The organism is Streptomyces violascens (genome assembly GCF_014649955.1).
Lineage (GTDB): Bacteria > Actinomycetota > Actinomycetes > Streptomycetales > Streptomycetaceae > Streptomyces > Streptomyces violascens.
On the sequence record NZ_BMUA01000057.1, the window covers coordinates 1 to 20,022 of the forward strand.

Below are 20,022 nucleotides of genomic sequence, written 5' to 3' on the forward strand. Positions count from 1 at the left end.
CAACCCCCACCACCCACCAGACACCGAGAGCCAGAACAACCTAACGGAGTCCTACTAGGGCGGCGACGCGATCGGGCACCGAGGCACGGCCCGCACTGAGGTCTGCCATCGCCGGGGCCAGGGAATCGATCAGCGAGTCCATGTCGAGCAGGTCCTCGACCTGCGAGTGGCTCAGCACCAGCATGCGCCTCAACCTCCTGCTGCCGGTCATTCGGCTGACGACCGCACCACCAAAGCGTCGAGCATCGGCCCCAGCCGCCCCAATCACGACACGCTCAACTACCTGAGCACGTTCGTTCATCCGTACGCGGTTGAGCACCTCGACATCGGCGTGTACGCCGACACTCCCCTTCCAGCAAGCGCTGGCCGGACGCTGGGCGACTGCCCCCGGGCCCCGCACGACCACCAGGACATCGGCGAGCCGGGGGTGCGGCTGGCTGTCACTTCGACCTGTGCCAGGAACTTGCATCCGCCACGACCCCGCCGCACCCTGATCCTGCGAGGAGGGCGAGCGGTCCCTCCAACTCCTGTCAGTCCGGCCGCTGTTGAGGGAACTAGGTGGGCAAACGCCTCGTGCTGGGCGGTGTGGCCCCTGCGATGCTGGTGTGCGCAAAACGAAGCCGTCGCTGAGGCACTCACGGAGCTGGCCCGCTGCGGGGTGACGCTCGCGCCCGTCAGGGTGGGAGACATCGTCGAGAAGCAGATCGCCGTCGTGTCCGACCGGCTCGGCATCCAACCGCGTTCGGCCTGGCGCTACTTCGAGGCTCTACCGTCGCTGACGGCCTCGACCGCAACGTCCGCTCCTTCCAGGAGCACAGCGACGAGGAGGGTGTCGGGCAGGCTCCCGTGCCGCTCTTCGACAAGCCCTGGCTGGCGCTGGTCCTGGCCGGTGACCCGGACTCGCCAGCCCAGACGGGCGGCGACCCGTACTCCGTCATCGTCAACGTAGCGGCCAATGACTGGCTGGCCGGTCACAATCCATGGCGAGGACGGCTGCACGGGATGCGGGGGCAGCCGGAGCGCGGTCGGCCACGACTGGCAGGCCCGCATTGCCCCTGTCTGCGATGCAAAGACCATCCGCGCCGTCGGCTCACCCCTCATGCCGACGACAAGTGGCAGCGCAGAACCGGCGACAGCGGGCGGTGACGGATCAGGGAGCAACAAACACTAAAAGACCCAGGCCTGCGCCTTTCCCGCATAGCAAGCCCACTGAATCAATGCCGCGCTGGCCCGGGGTTCATCGGTTCTCGGCGGCGGAGAGTTGACCGTAAGGCATTTGTCGCTGAGGGCAGAGCGAAGGGCCCAACGCCCCGAGTCTCCCAAGCGCTCAAGAGACCAGGTCTGCCCCGCCTCCCAATTGCATGGATTCTTGACGATTCTGGTGCCGTCTCGACCTGCCGACCCGCCAAGAGTCAGGCATCTACGCGAAGCACGATCCATGAGTTCTCCAAGCACCACTTGATCACCGACCGTGGAGGCGTGCTGGGGGCGCCCCGCGCTGCCCGCGGGGCGCCCCCGGTATACGGGACCTCCGGCTACTGGTCTAGGGGCATGGTCACGCGGATCGGCCCGCCGCCCCCGACGGCGTGATGGTGGCGTCGTTCTCCGTGGCCGGCACTCTCATCCGTACCGGTTCGGTGCCGGTGGTGTGGTGGCGGGCTGCCCAGTTCTCCAGGGCGGCGCGGCAGGCGTGATCCAGGTGTCGTACGGCCGTCAGGTCGAGTTCGATGGGCTGGTCCTTCGGCAGTGCCTCCAGGGTCTGCAGGATGCGGGGAAGCCGGAGGAAGGTGGCGTTGCCGGTGAGGGTCACCACCAGCCTGCCGCCGGTGAGTTCGTGGGTGTCGAGGTGGACGTGAGAGGTCTCCCACGCCGACTTCGCCACGGCCAGCACCAGGCCCAGGACCACGCCTTCGAACATGCTTGTCGTCACGATGGCGATGGCCGTGATCGTGAGGATGACGAGTTCGCCGCGGTGTTGGCGCCACAGCGGGAGTACGTCCTTGACGGGGATCAGCTTGCAGCCCGCGTGGACCAGTACGCCCGCGAGTGCCGCGAGCGGGATGATCCCGATCACCGTGGGCAGCAGCACGGTGAACAGCAGCAGCCACAGCCCGTGCAGGATGCGGGAGACCTTCGTCGTCGCACCTGCCTGGACGTTGGCGGAACTGCGGACGATGACCGCGGTCATGGGCAGGGCCCCGAGCACGCCGCATACGGTGTTGCCCACGCCCTGGGCGACCAGCTCCTTGTCGTAGTGCGTACGCGGGCCGTCGTGCATGCGGTCCACCGCCGCCGCGCTGAACAGCGATTCCGCCGAGGCGATGAGAGCGAAGGCGAGGACCGTGCCGAGTACCGCGACGCTGCCCAACGAGCCGACGTCGCTCAGGCCGGGCGGCTGGATGGCCTCGAAGAGCCCCTGCACCTTCACATGGGCGACGTCCAGGCCGCCGATCACCGTGACAGCGGTGGCGAGGGCCACCGCGGCCAGCGGGGCGGGGACCAGCCGTACTTTGGCGGGCAGCTTCTTCCACCCCACGAGCACGACGACGGTGCCGAGGCCCACCACGAACGCGGTCAGTGCGGAGCGGCTGGTGGCGATGTCACCGGCCAGCGCGGGGATGCCGAAGATCTTCTCCAGGCCCGAGCGCGGCTGCCGGATGCCGGCCATCGTGTACAGCTGCCCGAAGATGAGCACGAGTCCGATGCCGGCCAGCATGCCCTGTACGACCGAGACGGAGATCGCCCGGAACCAGCTGCCGAACCTGAGCAGGCCGAGGCCGATCTGGAGCACTCCGGCGGCCAGCACGATGGCGCCGAGCATGCTCAGTCCGAACTCCCGGACGGCTTCGAAGACAAGGACGGTCAGGCCCGCGGCCGGGCCGCTGACCTGCAGCGCGCTCCCCGGCAGGAAGCCCACGACCAGCCCGCCCACGATACCGGTGATCAGGCCGAGTTCGGCCGGTACGCCCGACGCCACGGCCACGCCCACACACAGGGGCAGGGCCACCAGGAACACCACGAGCGAGGCGAGCGCGTCCTGGCGCAGGACGGCAGGATTCTTGAAAGCGGAAAGCATGAGTGAGGGTCCCCCCGAATTCGTGCCCGGCCGGTTCACAGGGCTTTGAACGACAGTCCGCCGTCTTGCGCCTGTTGCGCTCTGACCGCGCCGGTATGCACTTCGTAGTACCAGGCGTGCAGGGAGAGGACGCCCGCGTCGGTGCGCTCTTGGACGCAGGGGTAGCCGCGCAGCGTCTCCAACTGCGCGAGGGCGTGGGCCTGTACGGCTTCCGCGACGTCGGCGGAGGCCGTTGCCAGCGAGCGGACGGGGGCATGCGGCGGCACGGCTTCCTCCAGCCAGCCGCGGACGGCGGGAAGGGCGGACAGGTCCTCGCCACGGACCACAGCGCCTACCGCGCCGCAGTGGGAGTGCCCGCAGACGATGACGTCGCGGACGCCGAGCACGCGAACGGCGTACTCGATGGTGGCCGCCTCGCCCGTGGGGCGGTCGAGGTCGGGGTAGGCCGGGACGATGTTGCCGGCGGTACGCAGTTCGAAGAGCTCACCCGGGCGCGCCCCGGTGATCAGGGCCGGTACGACGCGGGAGTCCGAGCAGGTGATGAACAGGACTTCCGGGGCCTGCCCGGCCTCCAGGGACTGGAACAGTTCCGTATGCCGGGGGTCGGCCACATGCGTGGCAGAGAAGGAACGCGCGTTGTCGATCAGTGACTTCATGCTGGCCTGCCTCCTGCGCCTGCGCGGCTTCAGCCGGGGCGCGGTGTGGTCGGGTCGGTCAAGAGCTGTGAAGGGGTGCGGCGGCGATTTGTCAGCGCCACGTCCTCGGGGCGTTACTCCACACCACTGCGGCACAGTCGGATTCGCAGCCGCAATCAAAACCTTACCAGGACTTTGCCTGTCTATGACGGATGGAATAGTTGGCAAATCTCCCAGGAATGGGACATTTGAGCAATTTCTGGGCCGGGTGGATGGGGCGTACGGTGGCGCTGCGGGGCGCACAACGGCCGTCCAGTACATGGAACTTGCATCGGTGATGCGCCGGGAGGGACTCCCTTGTCGACTCCGTATGCGACGCCATTTGGCAACCCTTGCCCTTCACTTGTTCGACGATTGTGCTTTACCTTTCGATTGTTTGAAGTTGAGGCCCGGGCGTCGACATCACCACAAGATCTATCGACATCTGGGCGGAGGGGATGTGGTTTCCGAAGTGGTGTGGTTCCACGGGGACCGCCGTGTTGCGTCCGGCCGCCTGGTCGTTGCGTAGAGCACAGCGGTGCCTGCGCCGTAGGTCACCGCCACGTGCACCCAGCGGTCCTTGGGGAGCGGGGCCTCATCGATGCGCTGCTCCGCTCCGGCGGCGGTGATGGCGTACCGAAGGGTGTCGGTGTCACGGCGCGGGGGCAGGGACATGTGGGCGGCCATGCCCGCCTGGGCAGGCTGACCTCGCGCGGTCCTTCACGCGCCAGCCGCGGTCGAGGGCAGCCGGCGGCCGGGCCTGGGGGAGGGCGGGCACGACGAACTCGCCACCTGAACCCCCGCCGCGCGGGTACGTTCGCGGGATGCCGTGCGTAGGTTCGCTTGGAGACCCGAGCCTCTCCGTGCCCCGTTTCGGGATTGCCGCGCTGGTGCGGTGGGCCCGAGTGGCTGCTGCCCTCTAGTAACTGGTGTCCGTAGACCGACCGCGATGCCTAGAGCCAGCTCACGCGCGCGCTGGTGGCCGCCTCCGGGCCCGTGCCCTCCGTAGGGCGAGCGAGTTCTCCGGACCACACCCGCTGCAGCAGGCGGCGGACCGTATCTGTGATCTCAGGCGCCGCGGTGCGCAGCGCGTCCACGTCCGATGCCGGGATCTCGGCCGGGGAGATACTGGTTTCCTTCAACAGACTGGACACGTCGCCGAGTGTGCGGGTCAGCCATGCGAGCGGATCGCTGGACAGTTCCTCGACGAAGACCCGGGGGCCGGGGTCCCATCCGGCGAAGTGGGGGTGGTGGTGGGCTCGGTCCAGGGTGTTCGGGGCGGCGTTCGTGTCCTGGAGGAGGTCCACTCGCCACAGCGGGCGGACGATGGAGATGGGCCGGGCAGCGTAGATGGATCCGTTCGGTTCACCGCGCTCAAAGACCCGCAGCTCCACGCGCACCCCGTGCTCAGGGGTCTCCCGTGAGGGCAGCGGATGGGGTTGACGAAGTAGAGGTCGCTCACCACGACACCGACCCGCTCGAAGCCAAATGCGTACAACACGCCAACCTCTGCGGGAAGTTGTGGAAGATGCGCCTCGTTGCGGTGCAGAGCCTACGGAACTCCGCGCTTCCGCCACACCGTCCCGAACTGGCCAAGGCTTACGTTTCGGTCCGCGATTGATGGGGGGATCAGCTCCGTCTCAGGGGAAGTTGATCTGGAGTGCGCGACGACCGTCGACCAGCGCGGGAGTGTTGTGATGGGCGAGGCGGCTCCGAACCCTCAAGACCGTCCGCGATTTCTTCGAGGTGTCAGTGCTGCCGCTCGCGTTGCCTGCTGGGCAACGGGTCGGCTTCGACGTCGGTGAGGACCGCCTACCAATCCGCCACTACCCCGCTTCGGTCGTGCGCATCGCCGCAAGCCCGGGGCCGAGGCCGAGCGATGCGGCAGGCCCGGCCCCGCCTGTGTGGTTGCGTGGTGCGTCAGTTGTACTCGGATGCGGTGATGCGGACCGAGAAGACCTCACTGTCGTTCTGTCGGCCAGTGAGCCGGGTGCTGATGATTCCGGGTGCCCTGCGTTGCAGGGGGGTGGCCTCCAGCCAGCAAGGAGCGTCGAGTTCGACGTAGCGGGCGAACTCCGCGTCGAAGTGCGTCGGAAGGGTGCGGCGGGCGCCCGACAGCGCGTGGGCGGCCTGGGCCGCTGCCTCGAGGAAGACGAGGCCGGGTATGTGGTCGTGGGCGTGGTCGAAGAAAGCGTGGTTGGCGACGTCGACCCGTAACTGCCAGCGGTGGGGCTCACTCAGCGGAGACAAGACGGCGTTGTCCTCGGACGTCTGCTCGCCGCGCAGGGAAGGGTCGAGCGCGGGACCGAGGGGGAGAGCCCGAGCGGTGGCCGCCCGGGCGTCGGCGTGGTCGCCGCGCAATCGGTCGTAGATGGCCGGAGGGTGAGCGGTGTAGCGCACGCGGGCGATGCCGAGCGGCTCTCCGTTGCAGGTTGCGATGACCTGTGCCGCGAGCCGGGCGGAGCCGAACCGGCGCCGGGGTACTTCGGTGTGAGTGATTGTCAGGCGTACGAGGGACCGGGTGGAGCGGGTGCGCAGCGCGGTCGGGATCAAGGACGTGTCGAAGGATTCCCATCCGAGGCGGTGGTCGAGGGGGATGTCGTAGGCGGTGTGGGACAGCAGAGCAAGGGCCTGGCGGATCGTTTCGGTCAGGAGCAAGGGGTGGTAGTGACCGTGGTGTGACGTGTAAAACCCGTGATTTTTGGGCCAGTTGGCGATGACGGTGTGCGAGACGCCGTCACGGTGGCGGCGCCAGCCGACGAGGAGGAGTTGGCTGGCGATCGTCTTACGGGTCAGCGCCATCAGGACGCGCTGGGTGCTTCCGACGGTCCTGATTGAGCCAGTTGTGACAGTCATTCGGGTTCCCCCAGGAAGGGCGCGAGCAAGAGTCAAACAGCTGCTGCAAACATGGATTCGAGTCATCCCTGTGCAGTAACATAGAGATAACTTTTTTTATTGTCGAGGGTTTGGTGAGGATCGAGGAATGGTGCAGCGTGAACCGAAGCAGGAGCGCAGTGCGCGGACGCGTGCGGCGATCATCCGGGCAGGTGCCGAGGTGTTCGCCGAAGTGGGGTTCGCCGGCGCGAGCGTGAACAAGATTGCAAGGCGAGCCGACTTGACCCTGGGCGCGCTGTACTTCCACTTCGAGTCGAAGGAGCAGCTGGCCCGCGAGATCGTCGAGGCCCAGCCCGCTCGGCTCGTGCTGCCGACCACGGTGCACGGCCTCCAGGGCGCCGTCGATACCACCATCGCGTGGGCGACCCAGCTCCTGGGTGACCCCATGCTGCTGGCGGGTGCACGGCTGGTGATGGATCAGGAGTACTTCGTCGACACCGAGAAGGGCAACTCCCACCAGCAGTGGGTGGAGGTTCTGCTCCCGTACCTGCACGAGGCTGCTCAGGAGGGCGAGTTGCGGCCGGATGTCGATGCGGAGGCCCTGGCGCGGCTGCTCGTGAACGCCGCTACCGGTGCGCAGATGAACGCGCAGCTGGACACCGGCCGCCAGGACCTGCCGGACCGCATCCGGCAGATGTGGGGCTTCCTGGTGCCGCTCATCGCGACGGAGGAGTGTGCCTCTCGGGTTCTGGAAAGTCTCTGACGAACCGTCATGTGCGGTGGCCGCACGGACGGTTGTCGAGCGACGCCTGCTCGCGGGGATGGCGGAAAATCGTTCCTGCGCTTCCGTGCAACCGGCTGCGTGGCCGCCCGGGGATCGCATTCAATCGGCCCATGCCAGATATTTCAGGGACGTTGCAGAACAAGGTCGCAGTGATCACAGGGGCCTCGGCCGGCATCGGCGCCGCCGCAGCCCGGCTGTTCGCCGCCGAGGGCGCGGCCGTGGTGCTGATGGCCCGGCGCAAGGACCTGCTGGAGACGGTGGCCGCCGGGATTCGCGCCGCCCGCGGCAGGGCGGTGTCCGTGCCGGGGGATGTGCGCAGTCCGGAGGACGTGGTGCGGGCCGTCGGCCGGGCGGTGGAGGAGTTCGGCGGCCTGGACCTCGCGTTCAACAACGCGGGGTGGGGTTCGCTGGGCTCTCCGCTGCACCAACTCGACGAGTCCGTATACGACTTGGTGATGGACGTGAATGTCCGGGGTGTGTGGAACTGTCTGCGCGCCCAGATCCCCGTGATGCTGCGTCAGGGCCGCGGCGGAGCCATCGTCAACACCTCCAGCGTGGCCGGTCACTGTGCGACGGGTGCTGTGGCCCCCTACATCGCGGCCAAGCACGCGGTCCTCGGCCTCACCCGGGCTGCCGCGGCCGAGTACGGCGGCGCGGGCATCCGTGTCAACGCCCTGATGGCGGGCTCCACCCGTACCGACCTGCTGACGCCCCACCTCGCGGGCAATCCGGAGCTGGAGCAGGCGATGACGGGCCGGGCGATCCAGCAGCGGCTCGCCGACCCGGCCGAGGTCGCCCGCGCGGCCGCCTGGCTCTGCAGCGACCAAGCCTCCTTCATCACGGGAGGGGCGATACCGGTGGACGGAGGCTGGAGCGCCGTTTGACACGACGGGACCCGCGGTGCGGGCCCGTGTCGAAGGGGGCGCTCGCACCACGGGTCTGTGCCAGTGGTCAGACCAGCAGGTCAGCCCGGCCCGGCGAGTCCGCGTGGAGCCACTCGGGCGGCACCGTGTTGACGTGGTCGCCCGGCTCGGCCTCGACGAGCCTGCTGTAGGCGCACGCCGCCGACACCAGCGTCACGTGACGGTGCCAGCCCGGATAGGACCTTCCCTCGAAGTCCTGCAGTCCGAAGCTGCCTTCCAGGTGACGCAGCGCACCGGGGGTTCCGGCCTGCACCTGGGCAAGCTGCAGCAGTTCGTCCATCGGCCGGTGCGCGAGGCTGGTGAGCCGGATGACGGGAGCGCCCTGGCCCTCGCGCGGATACTCCGCGAACAGCCGGTAGAAGCGTGGTGCATGGGCTCCGCGGGGCAGCCGCACCAGGCCGGTCACGATGCGGGTGAGCCGGGTCGAGCCGCTGTGCGTGCTCATCACCACGGAGCGCGGCACCTCGCCGCTCGCGTCCAGAAAACTCTGCGCGCTCACCACGGGAGCCGAAGAGTCCCCGCCCCGGCCGGGCAGCGGCGCCGTGGGCAGCACCGGCAGGGTGCCGGGAATCGTCACGATGAAGTCGTGGCCGCGCTGGCGCAGCCCCTGCAGGAGCCGGTCGGACTCCTTGTACTCGCAGAGGTTCGCCACCAGCGGCAGTGGCGCCGAGGTGCGCGTGGCCAATGCGTCAGCGAGGTCGAGCACCTGGGCCCATACCGGTAGCGGGCGGACCTGCTCGGGAACACGGGCCCGGCGGCGCAGCCGCTCGTCCGCCCACTCGCCAGGCAGGTGCAGCCGCCAGTCGACCGGGACCTGGCGGTGCCCGGAGGCCAGGAACAGGCCGATGCCGACCTGGCAGTTGATGGTCCGGCCCAGTGCCGGAACGAAACGGCGATGTACGCCGCAGGACTGGTTGCCTCGCTTGGGCACGACGGCGGTCCCGACCGTCCACGCCGTGGGCCGCAGCTGCTGCTCGACCCAGCGGGTCAGCTCTCGACGGGCCGGCTGCCAGGGCCACGGGCTGGAGTTGACGAAGCGGTGCAGCGACTGCGACGCGGTGGGGGAGTCGGTGACGGCGGCGGCGAGGCTGCGTACGGACTTTCGGCCAGAGACGGCCAGGAGCCCCAGAAGATAGGCGGCGGCCCATCGCCGCTGGTCCGCCCGCGGTAAGTGCGTGAAGAGCTGATCGGCGTAGGCGGTGACGCGTCGCCCTGTCTCCAGTACGGACGAGTGGGCTTGGCCGAACGCGACGGTGGTCATGTGGGGCTCCCGGCTGCGGCTCGCGGACTGACAACAGAAGAATAATAGATGACGCTATTTTTTATTGGGGTGAATCAGCCAACCTGCCGACGGGGGAGTAGTTGTGTACCGCGAACGATCCGCTCCGCACGAACCAGCCAACACGCCAATCAGTGACTTGATGCCGCTGACCTGCGCAGCCACACTGTCCGGCACGCCCATCGGACGGACGGGCCGGCCACCGGCGCGGCTCGCTCCCACGGTGACCCGTCTCGGGGCTACCGCCCGGACGGCGCTGGCAGTGCGTGCGGCAGACCAACGACGGCCCGCGGAGCGTGTGCACATGCCATTGCGGCGGACATGGCCGGCTACCGCCCTGTCCGTGGCGGAGGAAGCGGTGACCGCCGTGCCGATCACCAACGAGCGCAACGCGGAGACATGCATGGTGAGACAGGAACGCGCAGTGCGCACCCGGCAGGCCCTGGTGGACGCCGCCGCTTCGGAGTTCGACCGCAGCGGGTACGACGGCACGTCCCTGAACCGGGTCTGCCGAGCAGCCGGCATCACCATGGGTGCGCTCACGTTCCACTTCGCGGCGAAGGACGAACTCGCCGACGCCGTGCAGTCGCAGGGCCAGCAGATCACCCGCCAGGCCCTGGACAGCCTGCCGGACGACGAGGCGCCCGCCCTGCATCGGGCGGTCGACCTGACGCTGGAGCTGGCGCGCCTGCTGGAGGCGGAACCCGCGGTGCGCTCGGCGGCCCGCCTCAGCCGTGAGCGCCCCGACCGCGACCTGGAATGGTCGGCCACCTGGCTCGGCACGGTGCAGGGGCTGTTCGAACAGGCCTACGGCGAGGGCCAGTTGCACTCCGCTGTACGCCCCGCATCGCTCGCCGAGCTGTCCCTCTACCTCATGATCGGAACGGAGTGCCGGGCGCGCGCGGATCATGAAAGTGCGGGTTCCGGCCGGGAGTTGAGCGCTGTCGAACAGCTCCGGCAGATCTGGGACATAGTGCAGTACGGCATCGGTGGGCCGCCGGGCACGGGGGCTTGAACTCGCACGAACGAGTGTCCTTCGCATCGCAGTACGAAACCCGCTGACGATTTTCGCGAGTCGACATTGCCGCTCGGGGGTCCTGGCGCGGATCGTAGAACTCGTGACCGACACACCAACGAGGGGCGGCCGTGGTGGAGGCGGAATTGACTGCCAGGATTCCAGCGCGCGCTGCGGCGGATTCACTGCGTGTTCCCGGGTTCTTCATGCGGATGCCGCAGTCGGCATCCGCATGAAGAACCCGGGGAACCGCCTGCCACCTGCAGCTCTTCCCCGCTGAACACGGATTCCCCGAACCCTGTTTGAGCCCGTGCGCGCTCTCCCTGCGCGTGTCCGGGGCGCTGCCCGGGCGACGGTTGGAAAACCACTCCCGGCGTGCTTCGCCGTGTTCTCGCCCTGCACCAGAAACGTGTGTCTGACCAGCCCGGATTTCCGGCTGCCTCTTTTCGGGGCGGCCTACATCGTCACGCCTTGAAAAGACTCCTGTGGAGGGTTCGATGGCGAAAGCTGAGCGTATGGACGCAGTGGTGATAGGCGGCGGTATCGCCGGATCCGCCCTGGCGGCGGCGCTGGCGGGCGACGGCTACCAGGTGCTGCTCCTGGAGCGGCAGACCGTCTACCGGGACAAAGTGCGAGGCGAGGTCATCAACTGCTGGGGAGTGGTCGAACTGCTCGAACTCGGCCTGGAGGAAGCCATCCTCAAGGCCGGCGGCAGCTACGTCGACCGCTTCATCGGCTACGACGAGATCACCGACCCGGACACCGCCCAGGCCAACGCGATCCCGCTGGACGAGATGCTCCCCGGCATCCGCGGCGTGCTCGACGTCGGCCACCCCGAAGCCTGCGAGGCGCTGGCCACCGCCGCTGCCGAGGCCGGAGCCACCGTCGTCCGCGGCATCGGCGACGTCACCGTCACCGGCGGCGCCAACCCGAGCGTGCGCTACGAGTACAACGACATCGAGTACGACGTGCCCTGCCGCCTGGTCATCGGCGCCGACGGGCGCACCTCGACGGTACGGCGCCAGCTCGGTATCGAGCTCACCCAGACCCCGCCCAACTCGCTCGGCGGCGGCATGCTCGTCGAGGACCTGCACGACTGGCCCGTCAACGTCACCTCGATCGGCACCGAGAAGGACCTGCTCTACTTCGTCTTCCCCCGCGCCGGCGCCAAGGCACGCCTCTACCTCTTGCACGACGTGGCCCAGAAGGGCCGCTTCTCGGGCCCCACCCGGCAGGCCGACTTCCTCAAGGCCTTCCAGTTCCAGTGCATCCCGGGCAGCGAGATGTTCGCCACGGCCACCCCGTCGGAGTCCTGCGCCTTCTACCCGATGAACGACGCCTGGACCGACGGCCCCGTAGTACCCGGCGCCGTCCTCATCGGCGACGCGGCCGGCTGGACCGACCCGGTCGTCGGCCAGGGCCTGTCCATCGCGCTGCGCGACGCCCGCCTGGTGCGCGACGCCTTGCGCTCCCACGGCAGTTGGTCTCCGCAAGCCCTCAAGGAGTACGTCGACGAACGCGAGGAGCGGATGCGTCGGCTGCGCATCTCCGGCCAGGTGCGCACCACCATGAACATGACCTTCAGCCCGGAGGGCGCCGCCCGCCGCAAGGCCTACGCCAAGGCCTGGCCCGAGGACCCGATCCTGGCCGGCTCCCGCCTCGCCACCTTCCAGGGCGCCTTCGGCGTCTCCGCCGAATCGTTCCACCCCGACACCATCCAGCGCCTGTTCGCCCTGCGCTAGCGCCGGCAACCCGCGCCTCCTGCCTCACTACGAAGAAAGGGCCCCACCCATGCATGTGAAGACCGACGCCGACGCCCAGATCCGCAAGAACGGCTGCGACATCCGCGAGCTCTACCCGTGGGACGGCGTCGTCGTGCCGCCGTGGAACAGCACCCTCTGCTCGATCCGGCCCACCGAGTCCAGCACCCCTCACGGCCACGCCACCGACGAGACGTTCATCTTCATCAGCGGCGAGGGCCACGTGCGCGTCGGCACGGAGGAGCGCACCATCACGCCGGGCGACGTCATCTACATCCCGAACGGCACCGACCACATCGTCACCAACACCAGCGATGCCGAACCGCTGAAGTTCGTCAGCATCTACTGGCTGCAGCCCACCGCGTAGGGAAGAGGCCCCCCGATGAGCGAGCACCCCGGCGCCGCCACACCCACCCGGCGGCACATCAACGTCACCTTCTCACCCCCCACCCCCAACGGCGACCTGCACCTGGGGCACTTGGCCGGCCCCGTACTCAACAGCGACATCTGCGCCAGGTCCCAGAAGGTCCTGGGGCACGACGTCGCCTTCGCCACCAGCACCGACGACAACCAGACCTATGTCGTCACCACCGCCGAGCGCCTCGGCACCACCCCCGAGGCCCTCATTCAGCACGCCCTGGAGAGTGTCACCCAATCCCTGGAGCTGGCCGGCGTCGACGTCGACCTGTTCGAGCGGCCGGACGCCGACTACACCGTCTTCGTCCGCGACTTCTTCACCCGGCTGTGGGAGCACGGCGCGTTCGACCTGCGCGAGGTCGAGCTCCCGTACGACGCGGAGACCGGCGAATACAAGGCCGAGGCTTTCGTCACCGGGCGCTGCCCCACCTGCCTCGCCCACGCCCGGGCCGGAGTGTGCGAGGCCTGTGGCCTCTACAACCTGCCGGGCGCCCTGCTGCCCGTCACCGACACGGCGTCCGCCCTGCCGCGCAAGCCCGTGTCGATCTGGGTCCTCGACCTCGAACGCCACCGCTCGCTGATCACCAACTGGTACCGCACCACCGACGTCCAGCTCCGCCCGGATCTCGCCAAAGTCGTCACCGACACGCTGGCCGGCCGCCTCCCGTACATACCCATCACCTATCCCACGGCCTGGGGCATCACGGTGGACTGGGACGGGCCCGACATCCAGCCGCAGGCCATCAACGCCTGGCCGGAGATCTATGTGGGTCATGTGTACTGGCTGCAGCAGGCGCGCCTGGACTCCCGCGCGGACTGCGACGAACTCGTCCAGTTCATCGGCATCGACAACGGGTTCTACAACGCCTTCATCTACGTGACGCTGTCGCTGCTCGCGGCCCGGCACGGCATGCCGGTGGCGCTGCCCAGGACCCGGACCCTCACCAACCAGTACTACATGCTGGAGGGCCGCAAGTTCTCCACCAGCAAGGGCGACGTGCGCTGGGCCAAGGACTACCTGGAGGACGTCGGCCGCGACCGGGCGCGCTTCGTACTCGCCCTGACCAGCCCCGAACTCCAGCAGGCCGAGTTCAGCGAACCCATCGCCGCCCGCACCATCGAGGCGCGCTACGACGCCCCGCTGCGCACCATCGTCGAAGGCCTCGCGCCGCTGGCCGGCCGGAGTGCGGAAGCCGCCCCCTCGCAGTGGTGGACGTCCGCGCTCCAGGCATCGAGGCAGCGGTTCGAGGACGCCTACCGGCTGGAGAACTTCAGCGTCCGCAAGGCCGCCGAGGCACTCGCCCTGCACCTGGAAGTGCTTGCCCTGCGGTGCGAGAAGCTCGCCACCGACGACGAGGGCGAAGCGAGCGGCGCGCTCCAGTTCCTGTGGGCGCTGCGGACCCTCGGCTGGCCGGTCGCCCCCGACCTGGCCGAACACATCTCCACGGCTTTCGGCGCCGCCTCCACCGTGGGCAAGGCGCCTCTGCTCGCCGACCTCGGCACGGCACCGGGCAGCCACTTCCGCGGGCTAACCGTGCCCGCCGCCCCGGAGAGCGCCGGCTCGGCCGCGGTGTCCAGCGCCCACCACAAGCGCTGACCCGATCTTTCCCACCACACCACCTTTCACCTGACAAGGAGCTCCACCATGCTGCGCACCTTCATGAACTCGAAGATCCACCGTGCCACCATCACCGACAGCAACCTGAACTACGTCGGCTCGATCACCATCTCGCCGGAGCTGCTCGATGCCGCGGGCATCGGGGTCCACGAGCTGGTGCACGTCGTCAACATCAACAACGGCGCCCGCTTCGAGACGTACACGATCCTCGGCGAGCCCGGCAGGAGCCAGGTCGTCGTCAACGGCGCCGCCGCCCGTCTGGTGCAGTCGGGGGACAAGGTCATCATCATCAGCTACGCCCAGCTCAACGCGGACGAGGTCGCCGACCACAAGTCCCGCGTCGTCCACGTCGACGACACCAACGCGATAACCGAGACGGTGCTGCTGAGCGTCTGACGTCCATGGCGCACCGGTCCCGAACGACGTTCCTGCATGCACGACAAGTCGAGGATGCGTGAACCGTGACAACCCAGAAGATCTACCCGGTGCTGGGAGTGGGCTTCGGACCCGCGAACCTCTCCCTCGCGGTCGCGCTCGAAGAGCGCGGCCGCACCGGCCTCGCCCACTTCATCGAGCGCTCCGAGGCCTTCCAGTGGCAGGAGGAACAACTCCTGCCGGGCGCCGACATCCAGAACAACCCGTTCCGCGACCTGGCCATGCCGCGGAACCCGGCGAGCCCCCACACCTTCGTCAAGTACCTCGCCGCACGCGGGTCGTTGACCGACTACCTGCACCTCAACGCCAAGTTCCCGCTGCGCCGGGAGTATTCCGGCTACCTCGCCTGGGTCGCCGAGGCGTTCCGAGGACAGGTCGACTACGGCCGCTCCGCGGCGGGACTCTCCCTCGTCGAGGCCGAGGGCGGCGGTGAACTGTTCCGCGTCGAGACCATGGACGGCGGCCACTACCTCGCCCAGAACGTGTCCGTCGGCACCGGCCGCTCACCGCGGATCCCGTACGCCTTCCAGAAGAGCGTGGGGCAGAGCGTCTTCCACTCCACGAAGTACCTGTCCTCCATCGAACGCCTCAAGGACCGGGGCATCCGGGTCGCGGTCGTCGGCGCCAGCCAGAGCGCGATCGAGATCATCCTTGACCTGCTGGCCCGCCCCAACGTCCAGCAGGTGACGTCTGTCCACCGCAGCATCGGCTTCCGGCTGAAGGACACCAGTCCCTACAGCCGCCAGGTCTTCCTGCCGGAGTTCGTCGACTACTTCCACCCGCTGCCCAGCGCGAAGAAACGGCGGCTGCGTGGCGAACTGCGGTCGATCAACTACGCGGCCTGCGACCAGGACGTGATCGACCGGCTCGTCGGCGTGCAGCGTGAGTACGAGCTGACCGGCTCCGACCGGCTCGTCATGAAGCCATTCTCCGAGGCGGTCCTCAGCAAGCCGCTGGGACAGGCGCACCGGATGGTGCTTCGCGACATCAACCACCTCACCGAGGAGACCCTCGATGCCGATGTGATCATCCTGGCCACCGGCTTCAAGGACTTCGGCAGTGAGCCCGGTGACGAGCCCTACCACCCCCTCCTGGAGGGCATCGCGCACAGGCTGCCCCTCGACGACGACGGCGTGCCCGTCGTCGCGCGGGACTACTCGATCGAGCTGAAGTCCCAGGCGGACAGCCCTCAGCCGCTGCGGGTCTACCTCAACGGGCTGTGCGAGGCGAGCCACGGCATGGGCGACGCGGGCGCGCTGGCCATGCTGTCGGTCCGTGCGACGGACATCGCCGACTCGCTCCTGCGGTACGACACCTTCGACCGCGAGGAGTTGCTGACCGCCGGGACCTCCCAGTGAGTCACACCGCCACCGTCGCGGACGTCGCTGTCGTCGGAGGCGGGATCATCGGGCTGGTCACGGCCGAACGGCTCACCGCCCGGGGTCTCACCGTCGTCCTCATCGACGAGACCGGGATCGCCGGAGGCGCCACGGGCGCCTCCGGCGGGCTCGTCCGCGCCTTCGACCCGGGCGGACACCACCAGGCCTGGGCGGCCGCCGGATTGGACACCTACCTGCGCCAGGGCTGGCACGGCACGTGGCCCCGCGTACGCGCCCAGGGCAGCCTCACCCTGGTCGCGGAGGACGCCCTGCCCGGCGCGGTCGGCGCGGTGACAGAGCTGAGGGCGGCCGGGCACAAGGCGGACGTCCTCAGCGCACAGGAGATCACCACCCGCTTCCCCGGCCTCGCCGTCCCTGACGACCTGGCAGGCGTGTACGAACCCGAGGCCGGCTGGCTTCCGGTGCGGGCCGTGGCCACCGCCGTACTGCGCGACGCGGGACCGGGGCTCCGTCTCAAGCGGGCCCGCGCCACCCGCCTGCTCGCCACCGGCTCCCGCACCACGGGAGTGGCCACCACCGCCGGGCAGGTACACGCGCCCGCCGTCCTGCTGGCCGCGGGCGTCGGCAGCACGCCGCTCGCCGCCTCCGCCGGCGTGCACCTGCCGCTGTGCACCCGTTCCGTCGGCTACTGCCTGTTCGAGCCGCGCGAGCAGGCCGACCTGGCCGAACTGCCCACTGTCGTCGACCGGACCACCGGCGCGTGGCTGCGCCCCTGGGGCACGGGCTCGCTCGTGCTGGCCGGCGTGACCTCCAAGGAGACCGACGTGCCGGCCACCGTCCGACCCGGCGTCACAGCCCGCGAACAACAGCGTGTGCGGGACGTGGTCCGCCACCGCTACCCCCGGCTGGCCCAGGCTCCCGGCCGCGGCGGCACGACCGCCTATGACGCGATGGCGCCCGCCGGCCAGGGAGAGGTGACCGTGCACACGAGCCCCGCCGGACTCGTCACCGCCACCGGATGGAACGGCGGCGGCTTCAAACTGGCGCCCGCCGTAGGCGAGTTCGCGGCCGCCCGGCTCGCGGAGGCGGTCTCCTGATGGCCGCCGAGCGTCTCAACTCCACCGACGAAATGCTGTACCGGGCGGCCGACGTCCTGGGTTCGACCCGGATCGTCCAAGTCCTGTGGCAGTTCCGCGAACGCGTGCCGGTCCGCGACCTCCAGACCGAATGGAACCGCCTGAACCAGGGGCGGCTCAGCCGCCGGGCCGTCGCCGCCGCGCTCCCCGGTGCCCGGCGCAGCTGGATCGGCGCCCACAACGACGAAGCCCTCGACGTCACCGAGGTCCCGCTCACCGATCACACGGTGACGGACTGGATGGACACCCAGGTCAGCGCCCCGCTGCCTGCCGGGTCCGGCTCACTGTGGCGGCTCGCGGCCGCCCCGTACGGCGGCGGCAGCCTCGTCTCGCTGACCGTGCCGCACTTCCGCTGCGACGGGCTCGGCATCTTCGGTGCCATCGGCTCCGGCCAGGACCCGGCCGGACAGACCGCCCCCAGCGCGGCCCTCGACGCCGTCGACGTGGCCGGGCAGATCGCCGAGGCTGCGCTCGCCACCGCCCGCTGGCTCCCGCGCACGCTGGCCGGCCCGCTCGAACGAGCCAGGATCGGCGCCGCCCTGAAGACCCCGACGGCAGCAACCACCACGCCCGTCACACCCCGCTTCTTCAGCTCGGCGATCGCCGAAGTCGACGCCGCTCAGTGGCAGGACCGGGCGCAGGCACGCGGGGGCACCGACAACAGCCTTTTCGTCGAGATCGCCGCCAACCTCGTCCGCACCGCCGTACGCGGCGGCACCGGCATCCCGGTCGATGTCGGCATCCCGATGACCCTGCGCCAGTCCGAACACGACGCGCGCGCCAACGCCCTCGTGGTGCTGCCTCTGACGCTGCCGGGCGGTCCGGCCCTGCACGCCGACCTCCGGCCTACCCGGCAGGCCACGAAGGAACTCCTGCGCAGCGCGGGGGAGCACAGCGGCACCCTCGTACCCGAAGCCCTGTGGCACCTGCTCCCCAGTGGACTCGCCCACCGACTGAAGAACCCCGGGGCACAGCAGACCGACGTGGTCGCCTCCAACTTCGGCCAAGTCCCGCGCCCGGTGGCCGAGTTCACCGGACGGCCGGCCGCGAGCGTGGCCCTGCGCACCATGAACGTGCCCGGAGTGCTGCCGGACAAGGCCCGCCTGCGTGCCTCGCTGTGCCTTGTACGGAACGGCGACCACATGACGGTGACCGTCACCGGCATGCCCGACCACTTCGGCGACTCCGCCTCCCTGCGCCGCCTCGTAGACGAGGAGCTGGCGGCCTGGGGACTGACCGCGCACCGATGGTGGGGCGCCGCCACGCACCGAGCGAAAGAGGCCTAGCCCGATGTCCACCGCACCCGCTGCCACCCCGCTGCCCGACCGCTGGTTCCGCATCACCCCCGACTCCTCCGGCCTCACCCGCCCCCGGCTCCTGGCCCGCTCGCTCATCGGCGTCGCCCGGCTCGACGAGAACATCCGTGGCTACGAACAGCTCACCGGCGTGGCCGGCGACTTGCGCATGCCCATCCCGGACTTCGGCGGCCTGGAGCTGGCCGCGGTCGACACGATGCTGCTGATCGCCAGCGCCCGGCCGTTCACGCCCATCCAGCGGCAGACCGCGTATTCGGTCATCGTGCCGTGCCTCGGCGCGGAACTGGACCGACTCCGACCCACCGGTACCGAGGTGCTCGAACCGCCCGAGACGATCCTGCCGGGCAGCCGTGCCAGGGTGCGCTATCCGGACGGTTCGATCGCCGAACTGGTCGAGCACCGGCCCCAGCCGGGGGAGGCGGCCCGGCCGCCGTTGGCCGCCGACGAGCACCGTGGGGTGCGCCTGCTGCTGCGCAAGGCCGTGAGCCGTGCCGACTTCGCAGCCGCCGTCGCCCTCTACGAGACGTTGCTCGACACGCCGGCCACCGACCGGGCGCGTCTTCAGGAGCCGCACGACACGGAACTCGCCCGCATCGGCAACCTGTTGGTCGTCGGCACCGACGGACCGGAGTACACCGAGACGGGCGCCGTCCGTCTCGCCGTACTCACCCCGGCGCCGCAGGACCTCCCGGGAGCGCAGCCGTTGGCCTATGCCGCCGCCCAGGCGACGTCGCGCCACCACGTGGTGCGGCTGCACGACGGCTGGCGTGCGGAAATCTGGGACCCGGCCGTCTTCGCGTCCGGACGGACGGTGGGGACGTGATGGCCGCGTTGCGATCCACACCCGTCGGGGAGAAGGAAGTCCGGCGTCTCGACCGTGTGATCATCCGTTTCGCGGGTGATTCGGGTGATGGCATGCAGCTCACCGGGGACCGGTTCACGTCGGAGACGGCTTCGTTCGGCAACGACTTGTCGACGCTGCCGAACTTCCCCGCCGAGATCAGGGCGCCTGCCGGGACGCTGCCGGGTGTGTCGAGTTTCCAGCTGCATTTCGCCGATCACGACATCCTCACTCCGGGGGATGCGCCGAACGTGCTGGTGGCGATGAACCCGGCGGCTTTGAAGGCCAACCTGGGGGACGTGCCGCGGGGCGCCGAGATCATCGTGAACACGGACGAGTTCGCCAGGCGGGCGATGGCCAAGGTCGGCTACGACACCTCCCCCCTGGAAGACGGCTCGCTGTCCGGGTACAACGTGCACCCGGTGCCGCTGACGACGCTGACGGTCGAGGCGCTCAAGGAGTTCGGGCTGTCGCGCAAGGAGGCGGAGCGCAGCAAGAACATGTTCGCGCTGGGGCTGCTGTCGTGGATGTATCACCGGCCCACCGAGGGCACGGAGAAGTTCCTGCGGGCCA

The 20,022-nt window shown here is 69.4% G+C and carries 18 protein-coding genes and 1 pseudogene; 12 read left to right on the forward strand and 7 right to left on the reverse strand.

Features of this window, described 5'->3' with window-relative positions; translation table 11 throughout:
* Window positions 1-52: 52 nt before the first annotated feature.
* From IE206_RS41520 to IE206_RS41545, 6 genes and pseudogenes are all read right to left on the reverse strand, one after another.
* Window positions 53-184 (reverse strand): annotated as a pseudogene (locus IE206_RS41520) (ornithine cyclodeaminase family protein); the annotation flags it as partial.
* A 983-nt stretch (window positions 185-1,167) separates the two neighbouring features.
* Entirely contained in the window at window positions 1,168-1,440 is a 273-nt protein-coding gene (locus tag IE206_RS43800; protein ID WP_189971872.1) for an RICIN domain-containing protein, read from the reverse strand.
* 115 nt (window positions 1,441-1,555) lie between these two features.
* Entirely contained in the window at window positions 1,556-3,076 is a 1,521-nt protein-coding gene (locus IE206_RS41530; RefSeq protein ID WP_189971874.1) for a SulP family inorganic anion transporter, read from the reverse strand.
* A gap of 35 nt (window positions 3,077-3,111) precedes the next feature.
* On the reverse strand, window positions 3,112-3,732 hold the full coding sequence (locus tag IE206_RS41535) for a carbonic anhydrase (protein WP_189971876.1): 621 nt from the start codon (window positions 3,730-3,732) through the stop codon (window positions 3,112-3,114).
* 971 nt (window positions 3,733-4,703) lie between these two features.
* Window positions 4,704-5,144 (reverse strand): hypothetical protein, encoded by a 441-nt coding sequence (locus IE206_RS41540; RefSeq protein WP_226599146.1) that lies wholly within the window; start codon window positions 5,142-5,144, stop codon window positions 4,704-4,706.
* Between the two features lie 526 nt (window positions 5,145-5,670).
* Window positions 5,671-6,606, reverse strand: coding sequence for a ScbA/BarX family gamma-butyrolactone biosynthesis protein (locus IE206_RS41545; protein WP_189971878.1), 936 nt, complete (start codon window positions 6,604-6,606; stop codon window positions 5,671-5,673).
* A gap of 127 nt (window positions 6,607-6,733) precedes the next feature.
* Here IE206_RS41545 and IE206_RS41550 point away from each other — a divergent pair, with 127 nt between their 5' ends.
* Window positions 6,734-7,348 (forward strand): ScbR family autoregulator-binding transcription factor, encoded by a 615-nt coding sequence (locus IE206_RS41550; protein ID WP_189971880.1) that lies wholly within the window; start codon window positions 6,734-6,736, stop codon window positions 7,346-7,348.
* 131 nt (window positions 7,349-7,479) lie between these two features.
* Window positions 7,480-8,253, forward strand: a complete 774-nt coding sequence (locus tag IE206_RS41555; protein WP_189971882.1) for an SDR family NAD(P)-dependent oxidoreductase — start codon at window positions 7,480-7,482, stop codon at window positions 8,251-8,253.
* Window positions 8,254-8,320: 67 nt separating this feature from the next.
* Here IE206_RS41555 and IE206_RS41560 read toward each other — a convergent pair whose 3' ends face one another.
* Window positions 8,321-9,553 carry an IS701 family transposase gene (locus tag IE206_RS41560; RefSeq protein WP_189971884.1) on the reverse strand — a complete coding sequence of 411 codons (1,233 nt, stop codon included), beginning with the start codon at window positions 9,551-9,553 and terminating at the stop codon, window positions 8,321-8,323.
* Between the two features lie 361 nt (window positions 9,554-9,914).
* Between IE206_RS41560 and IE206_RS41565 the strand changes: the two genes are divergently transcribed.
* The 10 genes from IE206_RS41565 to IE206_RS41610 form a co-directional block, all read left to right on the forward strand.
* On the forward strand, window positions 9,915-10,586 hold the full coding sequence (locus IE206_RS41565; protein WP_226599145.1) for a ScbR family autoregulator-binding transcription factor: 672 nt from the start codon (window positions 9,915-9,917) through the stop codon (window positions 10,584-10,586).
* Between the two features lie 497 nt (window positions 10,587-11,083).
* On the forward strand, window positions 11,084-12,328 hold the full coding sequence (locus tag IE206_RS41570) for an FAD-dependent monooxygenase (RefSeq protein ID WP_189971886.1): 1,245 nt from the start codon (window positions 11,084-11,086) through the stop codon (window positions 12,326-12,328).
* Between the two features lie 49 nt (window positions 12,329-12,377).
* Window positions 12,378-12,713, forward strand: coding sequence for a cupin domain-containing protein (locus IE206_RS41575; RefSeq protein WP_189971888.1), 336 nt, complete (start codon window positions 12,378-12,380; stop codon window positions 12,711-12,713).
* A 15-nt stretch (window positions 12,714-12,728) separates the two neighbouring features.
* Window positions 12,729-14,360 (forward strand): class I tRNA ligase family protein, encoded by a 1,632-nt coding sequence (locus IE206_RS41580; RefSeq protein WP_189971890.1) that lies wholly within the window; start codon window positions 12,729-12,731, stop codon window positions 14,358-14,360.
* A gap of 48 nt (window positions 14,361-14,408) precedes the next feature.
* A complete protein-coding gene (gene panD, locus IE206_RS41585) occupies window positions 14,409-14,777 on the forward strand; it encodes an aspartate 1-decarboxylase (RefSeq protein WP_189971892.1) in 369 nt (122 codons plus the stop codon).
* Window positions 14,778-14,842: 65 nt separating this feature from the next.
* Window positions 14,843-16,174, forward strand: a complete 1,332-nt coding sequence (locus tag IE206_RS41590) for a SidA/IucD/PvdA family monooxygenase (protein ID WP_189971894.1) — start codon at window positions 14,843-14,845, stop codon at window positions 16,172-16,174.
* Entirely contained in the window at window positions 16,171-17,253 is a 1,083-nt protein-coding gene (locus IE206_RS41595) for an NAD(P)/FAD-dependent oxidoreductase (RefSeq protein WP_189971895.1), read from the forward strand. Before IE206_RS41590 ends, IE206_RS41595 begins: the two co-directional genes overlap by 4 nt.
* Window positions 17,253-18,578, forward strand: coding sequence for a hypothetical protein (locus IE206_RS41600; protein WP_189971897.1), 1,326 nt, complete (start codon window positions 17,253-17,255; stop codon window positions 18,576-18,578). Before IE206_RS41595 ends, IE206_RS41600 begins: the two co-directional genes overlap by 1 nt.
* A 4-nt stretch (window positions 18,579-18,582) precedes the next feature.
* Window positions 18,583-19,431, forward strand: a complete 849-nt coding sequence (locus tag IE206_RS41605) for a VOC family protein (RefSeq protein ID WP_189971898.1) — start codon at window positions 18,583-18,585, stop codon at window positions 19,429-19,431.
* Window positions 19,431-20,022: 2-oxoacid:ferredoxin oxidoreductase family protein (locus IE206_RS41610; RefSeq protein WP_189971900.1), on the forward strand; the 592-nt coding region annotated here is incomplete at its 3' end. The genes IE206_RS41605 and IE206_RS41610, both read left to right, overlap by 1 nt.